General features: G+C 71.8%; 18 protein-coding genes and 1 pseudogene. 14 read left to right on the plus strand and 5 right to left on the minus strand.

Annotated elements, in window-relative coordinates:
• Both ACH4MY_RS07520 and ACH4MY_RS07525 read left to right on the plus strand, forming a co-directional pair.
• Positions 1-942 (plus strand): NADP-dependent oxidoreductase, encoded by a 942-nt coding sequence (locus ACH4MY_RS07520; RefSeq protein WP_397998844.1) that lies wholly within the window; start codon positions 1-3, stop codon positions 940-942.
• Positions 943-1,099: 157 nt separating this feature from the next.
• On the plus strand, positions 1,100-2,041 hold the full coding sequence (locus ACH4MY_RS07525; RefSeq protein ID WP_397998847.1) for an FG-GAP repeat domain-containing protein: 942 nt from the start codon (positions 1,100-1,102) through the stop codon (positions 2,039-2,041).
• Positions 2,042-2,162: 121 nt separating this feature from the next.
• Here ACH4MY_RS07525 and ACH4MY_RS07530 read toward each other — a convergent pair whose 3' ends face one another.
• Complete coding sequence (locus ACH4MY_RS07530; RefSeq protein ID WP_397998850.1) at positions 2,163-3,089, minus strand: haloalkane dehalogenase; 927 nt, start codon at positions 3,087-3,089, stop codon at positions 2,163-2,165.
• A 95-nt stretch (positions 3,090-3,184) separates the two neighbouring features.
• Here ACH4MY_RS07530 and ACH4MY_RS07535 point away from each other — a divergent pair, with 95 nt between their 5' ends.
• Both ACH4MY_RS07535 and ACH4MY_RS07540 read left to right on the plus strand, forming a co-directional pair.
• Positions 3,185-3,667: a MarR family winged helix-turn-helix transcriptional regulator gene (locus ACH4MY_RS07535; protein ID WP_397998852.1), complete on the plus strand. Its 483-nt coding sequence runs from the start codon at positions 3,185-3,187 to the stop codon at positions 3,665-3,667.
• A 110-nt stretch (positions 3,668-3,777) separates the two neighbouring features.
• Complete coding sequence (locus ACH4MY_RS07540) at positions 3,778-4,698, plus strand: glycoside hydrolase family 19 protein (protein ID WP_397998855.1); 921 nt, start codon at positions 3,778-3,780, stop codon at positions 4,696-4,698.
• A 4-nt stretch (positions 4,699-4,702) separates the two neighbouring features.
• On the opposite strand, the gene ACH4MY_RS07545 is transcribed toward ACH4MY_RS07540, so the two are convergent.
• The gene (locus tag ACH4MY_RS07545) at positions 4,703-4,963 is read right to left on the minus strand and encodes a DUF397 domain-containing protein (RefSeq protein WP_397998856.1); all 261 of its coding nucleotides are present in this window, start codon (positions 4,961-4,963) and stop codon (positions 4,703-4,705) included.
• Between the two features lie 41 nt (positions 4,964-5,004).
• On the opposite strand from ACH4MY_RS07545, the pseudogene ACH4MY_RS07550 reads away from it, so the two are divergent.
• Positions 5,005-5,229 (plus strand): annotated as a pseudogene (locus ACH4MY_RS07550) (hypothetical protein); the annotation flags it as partial.
• 62 nt (positions 5,230-5,291) lie between these two features.
• The gene (locus tag ACH4MY_RS07555; protein ID WP_397998859.1) at positions 5,292-5,831 is read left to right on the plus strand and encodes a VOC family protein; all 540 of its coding nucleotides are present in this window, start codon (positions 5,292-5,294) and stop codon (positions 5,829-5,831) included.
• 6 nt (positions 5,832-5,837) lie between these two features.
• Here the strand turns inward: ACH4MY_RS07555 and ACH4MY_RS07560 are convergent, their stop codons facing one another.
• Positions 5,838-6,356, minus strand: coding sequence for a MarR family winged helix-turn-helix transcriptional regulator (locus ACH4MY_RS07560; protein ID WP_397998862.1), 519 nt, complete (start codon positions 6,354-6,356; stop codon positions 5,838-5,840).
• Entirely contained in the window at positions 6,356-6,979 is a 624-nt protein-coding gene (locus tag ACH4MY_RS07565) for a DJ-1/PfpI family protein (RefSeq protein ID WP_397998865.1), read from the minus strand. Before ACH4MY_RS07565 ends, ACH4MY_RS07560 begins: the two co-directional genes overlap by 1 nt.
• Before the next feature lie 178 nt (positions 6,980-7,157).
• Here ACH4MY_RS07565 and ACH4MY_RS07570 point away from each other — a divergent pair, with 178 nt between their 5' ends.
• The 3 genes from ACH4MY_RS07570 (at position 7,158) to ACH4MY_RS07580 (ending at position 10,113) form a co-directional block, all read left to right on the plus strand.
• A complete protein-coding gene (locus tag ACH4MY_RS07570; protein ID WP_397998867.1) occupies positions 7,158-8,522 on the plus strand; it encodes an aspartate aminotransferase family protein in 1,365 nt (454 codons plus the stop codon).
• A 76-nt stretch (positions 8,523-8,598) separates the two neighbouring features.
• A complete protein-coding gene (locus ACH4MY_RS07575) occupies positions 8,599-9,306 on the plus strand; it encodes a GntR family transcriptional regulator (protein WP_397998869.1) in 708 nt (235 codons plus the stop codon).
• Between the two features lie 153 nt (positions 9,307-9,459).
• Positions 9,460-10,113, plus strand: coding sequence for a hypothetical protein (locus tag ACH4MY_RS07580; RefSeq protein WP_397998872.1), 654 nt, complete (start codon positions 9,460-9,462; stop codon positions 10,111-10,113).
• Between the two features lie 73 nt (positions 10,114-10,186).
• Here the strand turns inward: ACH4MY_RS07580 and ACH4MY_RS07585 are convergent, their stop codons facing one another.
• On the minus strand, positions 10,187-10,891 hold the full coding sequence (locus ACH4MY_RS07585; protein WP_397999406.1) for an SLATT domain-containing protein: 705 nt from the start codon (positions 10,889-10,891) through the stop codon (positions 10,187-10,189).
• A gap of 268 nt (positions 10,892-11,159) precedes the next feature.
• On the opposite strand from ACH4MY_RS07585, the gene ACH4MY_RS07590 reads away from it, so the two are divergent.
• From ACH4MY_RS07590 to ACH4MY_RS07610, 5 genes are all read left to right on the plus strand, one after another.
• Positions 11,160-11,495 (plus strand): YbaB/EbfC family nucleoid-associated protein, encoded by a 336-nt coding sequence (locus tag ACH4MY_RS07590; protein ID WP_015034576.1) that lies wholly within the window; start codon positions 11,160-11,162, stop codon positions 11,493-11,495.
• A 104-nt stretch (positions 11,496-11,599) separates the two neighbouring features.
• Entirely contained in the window at positions 11,600-12,199 is a 600-nt protein-coding gene (gene recR / locus ACH4MY_RS07595; RefSeq protein WP_397998874.1) for a recombination mediator RecR, read from the plus strand.
• A 35-nt stretch (positions 12,200-12,234) separates the two neighbouring features.
• Positions 12,235-12,897 carry a DUF5063 domain-containing protein gene (locus ACH4MY_RS07600; RefSeq protein WP_397998877.1) on the plus strand — a complete coding sequence of 221 codons (663 nt, stop codon included), beginning with the start codon at positions 12,235-12,237 and terminating at the stop codon, positions 12,895-12,897.
• 253 nt (positions 12,898-13,150) lie between these two features.
• Positions 13,151-13,603, plus strand: a complete 453-nt coding sequence (locus tag ACH4MY_RS07605) for a hypothetical protein (RefSeq protein WP_397998880.1) — start codon at positions 13,151-13,153, stop codon at positions 13,601-13,603.
• A complete protein-coding gene (locus ACH4MY_RS07610) occupies positions 13,600-15,603 on the plus strand; it encodes a tetratricopeptide repeat protein (protein WP_397998883.1) in 2,004 nt (667 codons plus the stop codon). Before ACH4MY_RS07605 ends, ACH4MY_RS07610 begins: the two co-directional genes overlap by 4 nt.
• Positions 15,604-15,633 lie beyond the last annotated feature (30 nt).

The raw sequence follows: 15,633 nt of genomic DNA on the forward strand, positions 1-15,633 counted from the left end.
ATGCGTGTCGTCGAAGTGACCGCCTACGGCGGACCCGAGGTGCTCAGAATGGCCCGGCGCCCCGAACCGGAGGCCGGGGACGTCCCGGGCAGGGTGCGCGTGCGGCTCAAGGCCGCCGGTGTGAACCAGGCGGATCTGCGGATCCGCGCCGGTTACTACGCCGACGCGGTCGGCGCGCTCAAGCCCCCGTTCGTCCTGGGGACGGACTTCGCGGGAAAGCTGCTCGATCCCGTGCCCGGGCTTGCCCCCGGGACCCGTGTGGCCGGTTTCGTGCCCTGGTACGAGGAGCTGACCGGCGAGGGCACCTACGCGGAGGTCGTATGGGTCGCGCCGGAGTGGCTGGCCCCGGTCCCGGACGACGTGGAGTTCACGGTCGCCGTGTCCGTCCCGCTCGCCTCGGCCACGGCCCAGCAGGGCCTCGACCGGCTCTCGCTCCCGGCGGGGGCGACGCTGCTCGTGACCGGCGCGAGTGCGGTGGTGGGCCGCCTCGCGGTCCAGTACGCCGCGGCGGCCGGACTGCGGGTCGTGGCCGTCGTCCACGAGGGCGACGAGAGCGAACTGAGGATTCTCGGCGCGGACCACGCCGTCCGGCGCGGCACACCGGAGGAGGTGGTCGCCCGGGTGAGCGAGATCGTCCCGGAGCGGGTGGACGGGGTCTTCGACGGGGCACTCGTCGGCGAGGGCATCCTTCCGGCGCTGAAGGACGACGGTGTCTTCGTCGCGATCGCTCCCGACCGGGTCCCGGTCTCCGAACGGAACATCCGTGTGGAGGGCGTCCGGGCCGGGACGGACGCGACCCGGCTGAAGGAGACGCTGGAGAAGGTGGCGGCTCGCGAGCTGATCACCCGGGTGGCCGACGTCCTCCCCCTGGAGGAGGCCGCCGAGGCCCACCGCCGTGCGGAGGCGGGCCACCGTCCGGGCCGGATAGTGCTGCTGATCTGAGGAGGAATCCACCTCGGTGGAGGGACTCGGGCCGGGCCGTGGGCCTGGCCCGAGTCTTGTCATTCCCGTGTGAGAAGCTTCAGTTCTCCGGCGGCATATGACATGTGCCGCCGTCGAGGTACCGCATGAGTCGAGAGAATCCCAGGGGGGAATCTTCATGATCATCCGACGTAACCGTGCGTTCCGGGGTGCGATCGCGGCCGCCGCCGTCACAGTCGCGATGGCCGCCACCGCCGGTACGGCCTTCGCCGCCGGCGACCCGGCCGGGGCGGACCGGGCGCGCGCCACGGCCGTGGCCGAGCAGCACAAGGGATCCCAGCGCGCGGGCACCTTCGCCGCCGAGGACGTTCCGGTGGAGACGCCCAGCTTCGCCATGACGGCCATCCACAAGCAGAGCACCGAGATGTACCTCTACTTCCCGAACGAGACGGGTGGCTTCGAGCCCGGGGAGCACATCCCGGTCCCCTCCGGCGACATCGCCGACTCGATCGACGTCGACAACGACAAGGACGGGTGGAGCGACGGCGGCTGGACCGTCTACAAGGACGGGACGCTGTACTTCAGCTGGATCGACGACGACCTCGACTACAACGAGAAGCAGGTCGGCCGGGGCTGGAACATCTACGGCACGGTCCTCTCTCCCGGCACCATCGGCGGGGCCGGCGAGGCCGATCTCATCGCCGTCGACAAGGCCGGTGTCCTGTGGTCGTACCTCTCCTACCCGCAGGGTGACCTCACCCCGCGCACCCGCGTCGGTGGCGGCTGGGACGTGTACAACCAGATCGCCGGCCAGGGCGACCTGACCGGTGACGGCAAGGCCGACATCGTCGCCCGCGACAAGAGCGGCGTCCTGTGGCTCTACAAGGGCACCGGCAACTACAAGGCCCCCTTCTCGGCCCGTACGAAGATCGGTGGCGGCTGGAACATCTACGACCGACTGCTCTCGGTCGGTGACCTGAACGCCGACGGCACCGCGGACCTGATCGCCCGCAAGCCCAACGGCGAGCTGTTCCGCTACGCGGGCTCGGGCAACGCCCAGGCCCCGTTCGAGAAGCCGGCCAAGATCGGCCACGGCTTCCAGGTCTTCAACCTGCTCTAGCCGCACCCGCCCGGCGTAGCCCCGACGCTCCGCAGCCCCGACGTTCCGCAGCCCCGCGCCCCGGAGCCCGGGGCTGCGCCAGGCCCGGCCCCCGGCCCCCTGGCCCCCTGGCGCCCCCGGCTCAGGCCAGACCGTGCCGGTCCGCCCAGGCCGTCAGTGCCTCCGCGATCGCCTCCGGCCGGTCCTCGGGGGCCTGGTGGCCCGCCGGGCCGCAGGCGACCGTGGTCAGGGCCGCTATGTGCTCCTCGCACCAGGCCGCCGTAGCGGGGTCGATCATCAGGGTCGGGGAGTCCTCGAAGGTCAGCAGCAGCTTCGGCACCTCCGGACTGGCCGCCAGCCACTTCCCGTACGCCTCCGCCCGGGCCACCACCTCCGCCGGATCCCCGCCCAGCGGCATCGCCCGCGCCCACTCCAGCATCGGCCGCCGCGACTCCGGCGTCGGGTAGGGCGCACGGTAGACGTCCAGGTCGGCCGGGTCGAGCCCCGACAGCACGGTCTGCGTGAACGACTCCTCGACGAAGACGTTCTTCTCCAGGACCAGTTCCTCGCCCACCCCCGGCGTACGGAAGGCCCGCCAGCGGCCCCGCGCCTTCTCCGGGAACTCGTCCCAGGTCATCGGCCGCAGGATCGTCTCCATGAAGGCCACCCCCCGCACCCTCTCCGGGTGCCGCGCGGCCAGGTCGAAGGCGAGCGACCCGCCCCAGTCGGTCCCGACGAGCACCATCTCGTCGAGCCCCATCGCCTCGCACCACGCCTCCAGATAGCGCGCCTGGTCCGCGTAGTCGTAGGCGATGTCCGGCTTCCCCGAGCGGCCCATCCCGATCAGGTCCGGAGCGAGCAGTCGCCGTCCGCCGCCGACCGCCGGCAGCACATGCCGCCAGAGGTGGGAGGAGGTCGGATTGCCGTGCAGGAAGACGAAGGGCGTACCCGCTCCCTCCCAGGACCCTTCGGCCCCTCCGCCTCCCTGGAATCCCGCGGACCCCTGGGATCCGCTGGGCTCCCGCTCCTCGTAGTACATCGTCGAGTCGAGGACGTCGATCGTAGGCATGGCGTTCACTCCCCTAACGTTCAGACTGCTAACGTTTCCGGCACTAACGAAATTACATCGTTCGGCGCACTAACGCAACGGGTAATCTGCGCGACATGAGCGAGCCCGAAGAGATCCACGGCCACGACCACGACGCCTCCGAGCCGGACGAGCGGCAGACCCCGGCGCGCCTCCGCGCCCTCCCCAGTCGTCTGCTCGCCCTCACCGCCGCCCGGGCCGACCGTCTGGTCGGTGCGGGCCTCGCCGCCGAGGACGCCCGCAAGTGGCACTACACGGTCCTCGTCTCGCTCGACGAGTACGGCCCCACCAGTCAGGCCGGCCTCAGTCGCCGCACCGGCATCTACCGCAGCGATCTCGTCGCCGTCATCAACGAACTCGCCGACCAGGGCCATGTCGAGCGCACCCCCGACCCCGCGGACCGCCGCCGCAACGTCATCACCCTCACCGCGCGCGGCCGCCGTCATCTCGAACGGCTCGACAAGGTCGTCACCGACGCGCAGGACGAGCTGATGGGTCCACTCACCGTCACCGAACGGACGCTGCTCGCCGCCCTGTTGGAGCGACTCATCAGCCGCTGAGATAAGTGGAGTCCCAACCTTCACCATTTCTGGTCTAGACCTTGACAGGTCCAGACCAATCGCGCTTCGCTGTGCTTCCCCGACCCGGCCCCACCCGGAAGGAAGCACGCATGCTGCGTAAGTTGGTCACCTCGCTGGCCGCGCTCTGTACGGTCGTCGGACTTGCCGTCCTGTTCCTCCCCGCCGCCTCCGCCGGCGCGGCCGCCGCCTGCGCGGCCGCGTGGAACTCCTCCAGCGTCTACACGGGAGGGATGACGGCCTCGCACAACGGCCACAACTGGTCGGCCAAGTGGTGGACCCAGAACGAGACTCCCGGCACGACCGGCGAGTGGGGCGTCTGGGCCGACCAGGGCGTCTGCGGCGGCGGTCCCACGACTCCGCCCACCACCCCGCCCACCACTCCGCCGACCTCCGGATTCGTGGTCTCCGAGGCCCAGTTCAACCAGATGTTCCCGAGCCGGAACCCCTTCTACACGTACGCGGGCCTCACCGCCGCCCTCAAGTCGTACCCCGGCTTCGCCAACACCGGCAGCGACACGGTGAAGAAGCAGGAGGCCGCGGCCTTCCTCGCGAACGTCTCCCACGAGACGGGCGGCCTCGTCCACATCGTCGAGCAGAACACCGCCAACTACCCGCACTACTGCGACACCAGCCAGTCCTACGGCTGCCCCGCCGGCCAGGCCGCCTACTACGGCCGCGGCCCCATCCAGCTCTCCTGGAACTTCAACTACAAGGCCGCCGGTGACGCCCTCGGCATCGACCTGCTGAACAACCCCTGGCGCGTCGAGCAGGACCCGGCCGTCGCCATGATGACCGGCCTCTGGTACTGGAACACCCAGAGCGGCCCCGGCACGATGACCGCCCACAACGCCATGGTCAACGGCGCCGGCTTCGGCCAGACCATCTGGGCGATCAACGGCAGCCTGGAATGCAACGGCCGCAACCCGGCCCAGGTGCAGAGCCGGGTCACCAAGTACCAGCAGTTCACGCAGATCCTCGGCGTCCCCGCCGGGTCGAACCTGTCCTGCTAGTCGATCACTGCCAAGCGACGAAGGCACTCCAGGCGGCGGGCTCCACGGCGAACGTGGGCCCGTCGCTCTGCTTCGAGTCACGGAGGTGGACGACGTGGGGGCGGGCGGCGACCTCTACGCAGTTGCCCCCGCCGTCGTCGCTGTACGAGGACTTCGCGGAGCCGTTGACCGGAAACGCTTTCGTCTTGGATTTCGAGGTAGACGAGCCGGTTGTGATCGGAGGTCTCGATGAGGGACATGGGGCCTCGGGCACCTGCGTTCTCACCCCCCGGCCGACGTCCAGGCAGGCGTGCGATTCGACGCCGGCGGCGCGGGGTCCACTTCCTCGTGCCGCCGGGGTCGACGGCGCGGAAGGCGTGGCCGCGGGGGGTGACCCGGTTCAACGCCGGCCCCGCCCACGTGAGTTATGTGCCGGTACCGGCGCTCACGGGGCGGACCTGGCCGCTGGCCTGGCGTTTCCCGCCGACCGAGCCCGGCCGGTTCGTCCATCCGCTGCTCCTGCGGAGCGTCGTGTGTGAGCTGCTCGCGTGAACGGGGAGGCGAGGGGTGGAATGAGGCCGGGAGCTGACCTATTTGCTCCCTAGCCTCGTTCCATGAGCGACATCAAGGCCGTCCCGGACGGCTACACCACCGTCACGCCCTGGGTCATCGGCCACGACACGGCAGGGCTCATCGACTATCTGGAGCGGGCGTTCGGCGCCGAGGACCTGGGGCGGTTCGTCCTGGAGGACGGCAGCATCGGGCACGCGGAGCTGCGGATCGGGAACGGGCGGATCATGGCCTTCGACAGTCCGCCGGGCTGGGCGCCGACGCCCGCGTTCGTGCGGCTGTACGTGGAGGACGCGGAGGACGTGCACCGGCGGGCGGTCGAAGCGGGCGGCACCTCCGTGACCGAGGTGACGCATCTGTTCTTCGGCGACAAGGTCGGGCGGGTCCGGGACCCCTACGGGAACCTGTGGTGGATCCAGACCCACGTCGAGGACGTCGACGAGGAGGAGATGGGGCGGCGGCTCACCGACCCCGAGTTCACCCGTGCGATGGAGTACGTGTCGGGGGCCCTGCGGCAGGGCCCGGACGCCCCGGCGGGTCCGCCGGGGCGGGCGACGGGTCCGCGGGACCGCCAGGGTCCCTGAGCGTAGTCAGAGTCCCTGAGCGTCGTTGGGGCCCGAGGGGTCCGAGGCGCCCGAGGGGTCCGGAAGGCTCGCGCCGGCCGCCTCCAGGGCATCCGACAGCCTGGCCAGGACCCGGACCGTCTCGTCGAAGGCCTCCTGGCCGCCCAGCTCCCGCAGGAGCGCGGCGGCCAGTTCGGCGTGGCCCGGGTCGATGCGGCGGATCGCCGCCCGGCCCGCCTCGGTCGGGGCGAGGAGCTTGGCGCGGCGGTGGGCCGGGTTCGGCTCGTACGCCGCGAGCCCCTCCCGTACGAGCAGATCCGCGATCCGCTGGACGCTCTGGCGGGTGATGCCCATGACCCGGGCGATTCCGGCGACCGGGAGGGGTTCCGGGAGGACGGCTCCGAGGACCTGCCACCAGGCGGCGGTGAGGCCGGCCGGCTCGGCCAGCTTCTCGGAGACGCCGAGGAGCTGTCCGTTGAGGCGGAAGACGCTCAGGGCGGTGCGGGAGAGGGCGTCCTGCGACGCGCGGGTGGTCTCGCCGGTCACTACTCGTCGTCCTCCGTGTGGAGCTCGACGAACGCCGCCGGGTCCGAGTCGTGGAAGAGGCGGTACCAGGCGTCCCGCTTGCCCTCGTACGCGCCGAGCGCGGCGAAGATCTCCCGCGCGAAGGCGACCGGCTCGGTCGGGCCCGCCGTGATCAGGTCGCCGGTCCCGGCCTCGCCCCCGGACGTCACCGCGTCCGCGTCGACGTACCGCTCGCCGCCCTTGTAGCCGGTGGCGTCCAGGTAGAACGAGACCGCGCTGGTGTGCGGGCGGTCGTCGAGCAGGCCCTCCTTGGCGAGTCCGGCGGTGGCGCCGCAGATCGCGGCGACCGGCACGCCGGCGTCGAGGAAGGCGCGGGCCGCGGCCGGGAAGGCGGCGAGCTCGTCGCCCTCGTCGTACTTCTCGGCGCCGGGAAGGATCAGCAGCGCGCTGTCCTCGGGCCGGAGGTCGCCGAGCGCGAGGTCGGGGACGATCCGGATGCCGGCGATCGTCGTGACGGGCTCCCCTGCGACCGGGCCGACGGTCCTGATCGTGTAGCCGGCGCGGGCGAGCCAGGCGGTGGCGTGGCCCGTCTCCCAGTCGGCGAGGGTGTCGTAGACGGCGAGGTGGACGGTCTTCGTTCCCATGGCTGACCCCTTGGTCGGTGTGGTCGATCCCTTGGTTCGGCTGATGACAACAGGCTGTCATCTCGACAGCATGCTGTCAATCAAGTGCCGTCACAAAACAACGTGTCGCGTCTGCCCCGGTCTCGGTGGACAAGATGGCCATAGCCCGTCCTACCTGCACTTCCTTACCCTCGACCCCATGACCCCTCATGTCATCGAACCCGATCCCCAGGCCGGGGCCGCCGTCAAGGCCGCCGACCGCGCGCACGTGTTCCACTCCTGGTCCGCCCAGGGCCTGATCGACCCGCTCGCCGTCGCCGGCGCCGAGGGTTCGTACTTCTGGGACTACGACGGAAACCGCTACCTCGACTTCACCAGCGGCCTCGTCTACACGAACATCGGCTACCAGCACCCGCGTGTGGTCGCCGCCATCCAGGAGCAGGCCGCGAAGCTCACCACCTTCGCGCCCGCCTTCGCCATCGACGTCCGCTCCGAGGCCGCACGCCTCATCGCCGAGCGGACCCCCGGCGACCTGGACAAGATCTTCTTCACCAACGGCGGCGCCGAGGCCGTCGAGAACGCCGTCCGCATGGCCCGGCTGCACACCGGCCGTACGAAGGTGCTCTCCGCCTACCGCTCGTACCACGGCGCCACCTCCACCGCGATCAACCTGACCGGTGACCCGCGCCGCTGGGCCTCCGACAACGGCACCGCAGGCGTCGTGCGCTTCTGGGCGCCGTTCCTCTACCGCTCGCCCTTCTACGCCACCACCGAGGCGGAGGAGTGCGCGCGGGCCCTCCAGCACCTGGAGGACACGATCGCCTTCGAGGGTCCCGCGACCATCGCCGCGATCATCCTGGAGACCGTGCCCGGCACCGCCGGCATCATGACCCCGCCGCCCGGCTACCTCGCCGGCGTGCGCGAGATCTGCGACAAGTACGGCATCGTCTTCGTCCTCGACGAGGTCATGGCCGGCTTCGGCCGCACCGGCAAGTGGTTCGCCGCCGAGCACTTCGACGTCGTGCCCGACCTGATGACCTTCGCCAAGGGCGTGAACTCCGGATACGTGCCCCTCGGCGGCGTCGCCATCAGCGCCGAGATCGCCGCCACCTTCGACAAGCGGCCCTACCCGGGCGGACTGACCTACTCCGGTCACCCGCTGGCCTGCGCCGCCGCCGTCGCCACCATCCAGGTGATGGAGGACGAGAAGGTCGTCGAGAACGCCGCCCACATCGGCGAGAACGTCCTCGGCCCCGGCCTGCGCGAGCTCGCCGAGCGCCACCCGTCCGTCGGCGAGGTCCGCGGCATGGGCGTCTTCTGGGCGCTCGACCTGGTCAAGAACCGCGAGACGCGCGAACCGCTCGTCCCGTACAACGCGGCCGGCGAGGCCAACGCGCCCATGGCCGCCTTCGGCGCGGCGGCGAAGAAGAACGGCCTGTGGCCCTTCGTCAACATGAACCGCACCCACGCCGTCCCCGCCTGCAACGTCACCGAGGCGGAGGCCAAGGAAGGCCTCGCGGCCCTGGACGCGGCCCTCTCGGTGGCCGACACGCACACCGCGTAACCGCACGGGGCTCGTCAGGGAAGGCCCCCCTCCGTCTGGACTAGGGTGTCCGAAGCCGGACGGAGGGGGCCCACCCATGCCCGCGAGCGGAGCTGTCACCCGCAACACCTTGCGACAGCAGATCGCGGACGCGCTGCGTGACGAAGTGCTCGCGGGCCGTCTCCAGCCCGGACAGGAATTCACGGTCAAGCAGATCGCCGAGCAGTACGGCGTCTCCGCGACGCCCGTGCGCGAAGCCCTCGTCGACCTCTGCGCGCAGGGCCTCCTCGACTCCGACCAGCACCGCGGCTTCCGCGTCCACCAGTACTCGGTCGACGACTACCGGGGCATGGTCGAGGCCCGGATGCTCGTCGTCGACGGCCTCTTCCGCCGCGACGCCTCCACGGTGCCGCCCCGCTCCGCCGCCACGGAACCCGACCTCGGCGTCGGGGTCGCGCTCGTCTCCGTACGGCGCCGGGGCGAGGCGGCGGCCCGCGCGGCCCGCGCCGGGGACCTCGACATCCTCATCGGGTACGACATCCGTTACTGGCGCGAGCTGGGCCGCCTGGTCTCCGCCAACGACTACATCGCCGACTTCCTGCACCGGCTCCGCGTCCAGGCCTGGGTCTTCTCCGTGCCGTACCTGCGCTCCGAGCGCGACATGCTCGGCTGGCTGTGGAGCGAGCACGTGGAGCTGGTCGACGCGATCACCCGCGGCGACGCCGAGGCGGCCGTCGACGTCGTACGGCAGTACAACGCGCACTCGCTGGAGTGGGCGGACCGCCTGGAGCGGCGGGGGCGCTGAGAGGGACCGAGCCGGGGCCGGTCGGGTTGAGGGCGAGTCTTCGAGGGCAGTTCCTCAGCGGGTGGACGGTTCCCGAGGGGCGCCGACTACCCTGGCCGTCCCCGCAAAACGACCTGCGAGCGTCCCCCGCAACTGACGGAGAGCGAGCCTCCCTTGGCCTGTGACCTGTGGCTGGTCCCCCTCGTCGACGTGCTGTGCCACAGCCCCGACAATCCCTTCGCCGAAGAGATCGCCGCGTACGACGCCGTGCTCAGCGCGTCCGGTCTGCCGACCGTGCCCGTCTACGCGTACATGCCGGGACTCTCCGGTGACGTCGCCCCGATCGCCGGCTTCGACTACGAGGCCCTGCACTTCCTGCGCCGTGCCTACCTCCTCCAGATGTGCGGACTGCCGGTCGAACCGGTCGGCGAGCTCGGCGGGGACTACGAACAGCTCCTGGAGATGTTCGAGGCGACGGCCCAGCAGTCGCACCTGGTCTGGCACTACGACCACGCGGGCGCGTACGTGCCGGTGGACTTCCCGGTGCCGCTGGCCAGCGACGAGCTCCTGGAGGGCGGCGGGCCGCTCGGCTCCTCGTACGGGCTGCTGCGCGAGCTGCAGTTCGTGGCGCCCTCGATCGGCATCGACCCGGCGAACCCGCCGGCCGCCCCCGTACCGCCGGAGCGACCGACCTCCCTGGAGGAACCCGCGGCCGTACCGACCCAGCCGGACGGCGGCCCCTTCGCGCGGGAGCGCCATGTGTGGCTGGGGCTGCACGCGGCGGCGACCCGGAGCCTGGCACAAGGCTCCATGATCATCCTGAGCTGAGACCCGCCGGGGTCCCGGAAACCCGGGGCCCGGACGCGGTCCCGGGTACTGCTCCGGGCGGCCCCGGACGGCCCTATCGGGCCTCCGGGGGCCGCTGGCGCGGCATGTTCGGACGGGTGCCGGGCGGCAGCGGAAAGCGACCCGCCGGGTGGGCGCTCTCGGGCCGCGCGGGCATCACACCCACCGACTGGAGCGCGAGCGGCGCCGGACCCGAGCGGAACTCGACCATCCAGTCCGCGGTCTCCGCCCGTACGAGCTCCGTCACGTCCTCGGAGAAGCGGCGCAGCACGCCCAGACAGCGCTCGGCGGCCTCGCTCGCGGTCCCCTCCGTGGGGCCGAGCACCTCACGGACACTCTCCGAGGCCCAGTCGAACTGCAACGCCTGGAGACGCCGGTGCACGGCCTGCGCCGTCGCCACGTCCCTCATCCAGCCGGACGTCAGCCCGAAGTACCGGTCACAGGCCAGACAGGCGGCGCCGAGCAGCAGCGAGAGATAGCCCCAGCCGACGGTGCCCTCCGCCACGCCCGTCACGTCGAGCAGCGGGAGCGCGGCACCCACGATCACCCCGGCGGCCGTGCCGATCCGCAGGATCCGGGCGCTGCGGCGCTTCCAGACGCGGTCGGAGAGGTACCACTCGGCGGTGCGCAGGGCACGGGACTCCACCCAGCGGTACAGCTCGTCGAGCCGTTCCGCGGGCTCGCCCCAGTCGCCCAGGGGGAACGGCGTACCGCTCAGATCGCGGTGGACGTCTCCCCCGGGGGGTCCCGGTGGCTGCATCTCCGGCTGCTGGCTCACCGGGGGACTCCTCTGTTCAGCTCAGTGCTCATGTCCTTCTGTGACGTGCGGTGCACGTGGTGCCTGCCCTTCCTACCGCCGAATGGTGGGCGGTGGGCCCGGAATCCCAGGATTTCCGCCCGCAAGGGGGTCTTGATCAGGTAGAGAAGCCCGCAGTTTCTCACCCGAAAGAGTGATGGAGGCAGGGCGGGCGGGGACCACGTAGGCTCGGCGTACCGACATACGGACGTACCGAACCTCAGGAGTGACCGTGATTCCCGGTGGTGGTCAGCCGAACATGCAGCAGCTTCTCCAGCAGGCCCAGAAGATGCAGCAGGACCTCGCCCGCGCCCAGCAGGAGCTCGCCGCGACCGAGGTCGACGGACAGGCGGGCGGCGGCCTGGTCAAGGCGACCGTGACCGGTTCCGGCGAGCTGCGCGGCCTGGTCATCGACCCCAAGGCGGTCGACCCCGAGGACACCGAGACGCTCGCCGACCTGATCGTGGCCGCCGTGCAGGCCGCCAACGACAACGCGCAGCAGCTCCAGCAGGCCAAGCTCGGCCCGCTGGCGCAGGGCATGGGAGGCATGCCGGGCCTCGGTTTCTGAGGCCTCCGGGCGCGGGGCTTTCGAGCCCCCTCCTCCCGCGGGCTTCTTAGGCTCGCTTTAAGCCACTACCGTAAGAATCAAGCACTCCCTTGAAAGGGCGTTCCGTGTACGAAGGCGTGGTTCAGGACCTCATCGACGAACTGGGCAGGCTGCCCGGCGTCGGTCCCAAGAGCGCGCAGCGGATCGCCTTCCACATCCTCCAGGCCGAGCCGACCGACGTACGGCGTCTCGCGCACGCGCTCCTGGAGGTCAAGGAGAAGGTCAGGTTCTGCGCGGTCTGCGGGAACGTCGCACAGCAGGAGCAGTGCAACATCTGCCGCGACCCGCGCCGCGACCTGACCGTCATCTGTGTGGTCGAGGAGCCCAAGGACGTCGTCGCGATCGAGCGGACCCGCGAGTTCCGGGGGCGGTACCACGTCCTCGGCGGCGCGATCAGCCCGATCGAGGGCGTCGGCCCGGACGACCTGCGGATCCGCGAGCTGCTCGCCCGGCTCGCCGACGGCAGCATCACCGAGCTGATCCTCGCGACCGACCCGAACCTGGAGGGCGAGGCCACCGCGACCTACCTGGCGCGGATGATCAAGCCCATGGGGCTCAAGGTGACCCGGCTCGCGAGCGGGCTCCCGGTCGGCGGCGACCTGGAGTACGCCGACGAGGTGACCCTCGGCCGAGCCTTCGAGGGACGGAGGCTGCTAGATGTATGACGACCGGGCCGGCGCGCTCTCAGGGAGGCTCCTCGATGTCTGACCCCACGCTGCACGCGATCACGCAGAACCCCGACGACTTCGCGGTCCAGATCGCCGACTCCATCGAGAGCTTCATCGTCGCGACCGCCGAGGTCGCCAAGGGCGACGAGCCGGACAGCGCGGTCCCCTTCCTGCTCCTGGAGATCTCACAGCTGCTCCTCGCGGGCGGCCGGCTCGGCGCGCACGAGGACATCGTCCCGGACGAGCGGTACGAGACGGACACCGGTCCCGAGCCGGACGTGGACGACCTGCGCATGCGCTTCGCGGTGCTCCTCGAACCGATCGACGTCTTCTCCGAGGTCTTCGACCCGTACGAGCCCCGCAAGGCCCCCGTCCCGGCCCGGATCTCCGACAACCTCGCCGACATCGTCACCGACCTGCGGCACGGCCTCGCCCACTACCGGGCGGGGCGGACCAGCGAGGCCCTGTGGTGGTGGCAGTTCTCGTACTTCTCCAACTGGGGCCCCACCGCCTCGGCCACCCTCCGCGCCCTCCAGTCCCTCGTCGCCCACGTCCGCCTCGACCAGCCGCTCGCGGCCCTCGACGGCCTCGACACGGACGAGGACCTGACCGAGGACGCCCTCGCGGAGGAGGCGGGGCGCGTGATGGCGGAGGAGATCGGCGCACCGCTGGGGATCAGGACCCTCAAGAACTGACGGACCGCGCCGCCCGGCCCCCACAGCCGGGCCGGGGACGTCCTCCGGGAGGACGACCCCAGCCGGGCCGGGGACGTCCTCCGGGAGGACGACCTCTTCGAGGGCCGGGGAGTCCGACCGCTCCCGGGCGCCGGCGCGGGAGCTCCTCGTGTACGGCGAAGCCGCCATCGGTGAAGGCGAGTTGGCCATGGCGCTCCGGCAACTCGCCGGGAAACCACTCCCCTCGGACGGCTGAGTCCCGCATCATGGCCGTATGGCAGCAACCGCCCCCTCGAAGGCCCTCCTCCGGAGCGGAATCGGCGTAGCCACCGCCGGAGTTGTCGCTCTCCTCGTCGTCGCCTTCGTCGACCTCGGGACGGCCGATCAGATCGCCAGCGTCACCGGAGTCGTGCTCGCCCTCGCCGGGCTGGGGCTCTCGCTCTGGGCGCAGTTCGGGCGCGGCACCGCCGCCTCCGTGGAGGCCTCCGGCGCCCGGTCCGTCGCCGCCGGCGGGAGCATCGGGGCCGTCGTCACCGGTGACGGCGCGCGGACCCCGGCCCCGCCGGCCGCCGCGCCTCCCGCCTCCCCGCCCACCGGCGGCACGGCCCCCTCCAGCGGCGCGGCCCCCTCCGGCGGTACGGCCCCCACCGGGCCCGTCACCGCCTCCGGCGAGCGTTCCGTCGCCGCCGGCGGGGACATCGGGAGCGTGACGACGGGCGACGCGTGAGCGGGGACGGAGCCGGGGACGGGGGCGGAGGCGGGGGCGTCTCCGCCTCGGGGGACCGTTCCGTCGCGGCCGGCGGGAACATCGGGTGGGTACACACCGGCGACCGGGTGACCGCCCTGCCGCCGGAGGCCCTCGTGCCGGTGATCTGCCCGCCCGGACTCGTCAACGTGCCCCGCAGGGCCGCCCACTTCGTGGGGCGCGACGAGGAGGGAGGCCTGCTCGACGGGGAGTCGGAGACCGTCGTGATCAGCGGCCTCGGCGGGGTGGGGAAGTCCTCGCTCGCCGCCCGCTGGGCCCTGCGGCAGACGCCGCACCGCAACCCCGTCTGGTGGATCACCGCGGAGAGCCGCGCGGACGTGGACGCCGGGCTCGCGGGCCTCGCCGCCGCGATGCAGCCCGCGCTGATCGACGTACTCCCCCAGGAGGCCCTGCGCGAGCGGGCCCTGCAGTGGCTGTCCGCCCACGACGACTGGCTGCTCGTCCTCGACAACGTCACCGACCCGGGTGATGTGGCGGACCTCCTGGCCCGGGCCGGCCGGGGGCGGATCGTCGTCACCAGCCGGACGACGGACGCCTGGTACGGGATCGGGCGCCTCCTCACCCTGCCCGTGCTGGCCGCCGGCGAGGCCGTCGAACTGTTCACCCGGGTCGCCACCCACGCGGGCCCGCGCGACACGACCGGGGCCGAGCAGCTCTGCGAGACCCTCGGGCAGCTGCCGCTCGCCGTCGAGATCGCCGCCGCGTACTGCGGCCGCACGGCCACGCCCCCGCTCGACTACCTCGCGGAGCTGGGCCGGAGCCGCGGCCTCGGCAACGCGGAGGAGGCCGTCGTCCGGGCCCTGCGCGTCACGCTCAACAGGCTCTCCGACACGGTCCCGTATGCCTCCGGGCTGCTTCGGTTGCTCGGCTGGTTCGCCCCCGACCGGATTCCTTCGATGCTCCTGCCGCCGTTCCCCGGCATCCGGGAGGCGCTCGGGGAGCTGGCCGCGCACAGCATGATCACCCTGCACGAGGACGGCTCGGTCTCCGTCCACCGGCTCGTGCAGGCCGTCGCCCGCCGGCCGGCCCCCGGGGACGTACCCGGGCGGCCGGGGATGCGCGAACGCATGCGATCGCTCGCGGAGACGGCGCTTGCCCAGGCCGCCCCGCCGGACATCGAGGAACCGGCCCAGCGAGAGGTGTGGCGGGTGCTGCTGCCGCACGTCGAGGCGTACCTGCGGCACACGGACCCCGCGGGGGACGGCGAGCTCCTGATGCCGGTGCTCGCCTCCACGGCCGCGTACCTGAGCCTGAACGGGCTGTACGAGGAGTCGGCCGAGGCGTACGCGCGGACGCTGGCCGGCTGTGAGCGGCTGTTCGGCCCGGACGTTCCCGTCCTCCTGGAACTGCGCGGCGCGCTGTCCGAGAGTCTCGCCTCGGCCGGCCGCGCGGATGAGGCGATCGGGATGGCGACCGCGACCGTGCGCGGCATGACCGAGGCGCTGGGAGCCGACGACCCGATGACGCTCAAGGCACGGTCCTGCCTCGCGACGGCCCATGCGAAGGCCGGACTGACCCACCGTGCGATGGCCCTGAAGGAGAGCGTGCTGGGGGACATGGTCCGGGTCCTGGGCCCCAAGGACTTGGAGACGCTGGCGGCCTACTCCGGGCTCGCCGGGATCTACCGGGACGCGGACCGGACTCTGGAGGCCCTGGTGCTGAACGCCTACGCGGCGGGCGAGATGAGCCTGCTCCTCGGCGAGGAGGCCCCGGAGACCCTGGTCACCCGGATCAACCTGGTCGGCCTCTACGTGGGCGTCGGGGCGATCGAGCAGGCCCGTGCCGAGTACACGGAACTGCTGTCCGTCTGCACCCGCGCCCTCGGCGAGGACCATCCGTACACCGTCCACGTACGCGAGATGCTCGACGCACAGGGGCCGGGCGACCCGCTCGGTGCGAAGAACGAGTACACGGTGGAGTGGTGGGTGCACGGCGAGATATCCCCGCAGCGGCCGGAATGATCACCCAGTGAGCGCCGTGTCTCACGATGC

The organism is Streptomyces sp. NPDC017246, from assembly GCF_044331325.1.
In the GTDB taxonomy this organism is placed as follows: domain Bacteria; phylum Actinomycetota; class Actinomycetes; order Streptomycetales; family Streptomycetaceae; genus Streptomyces.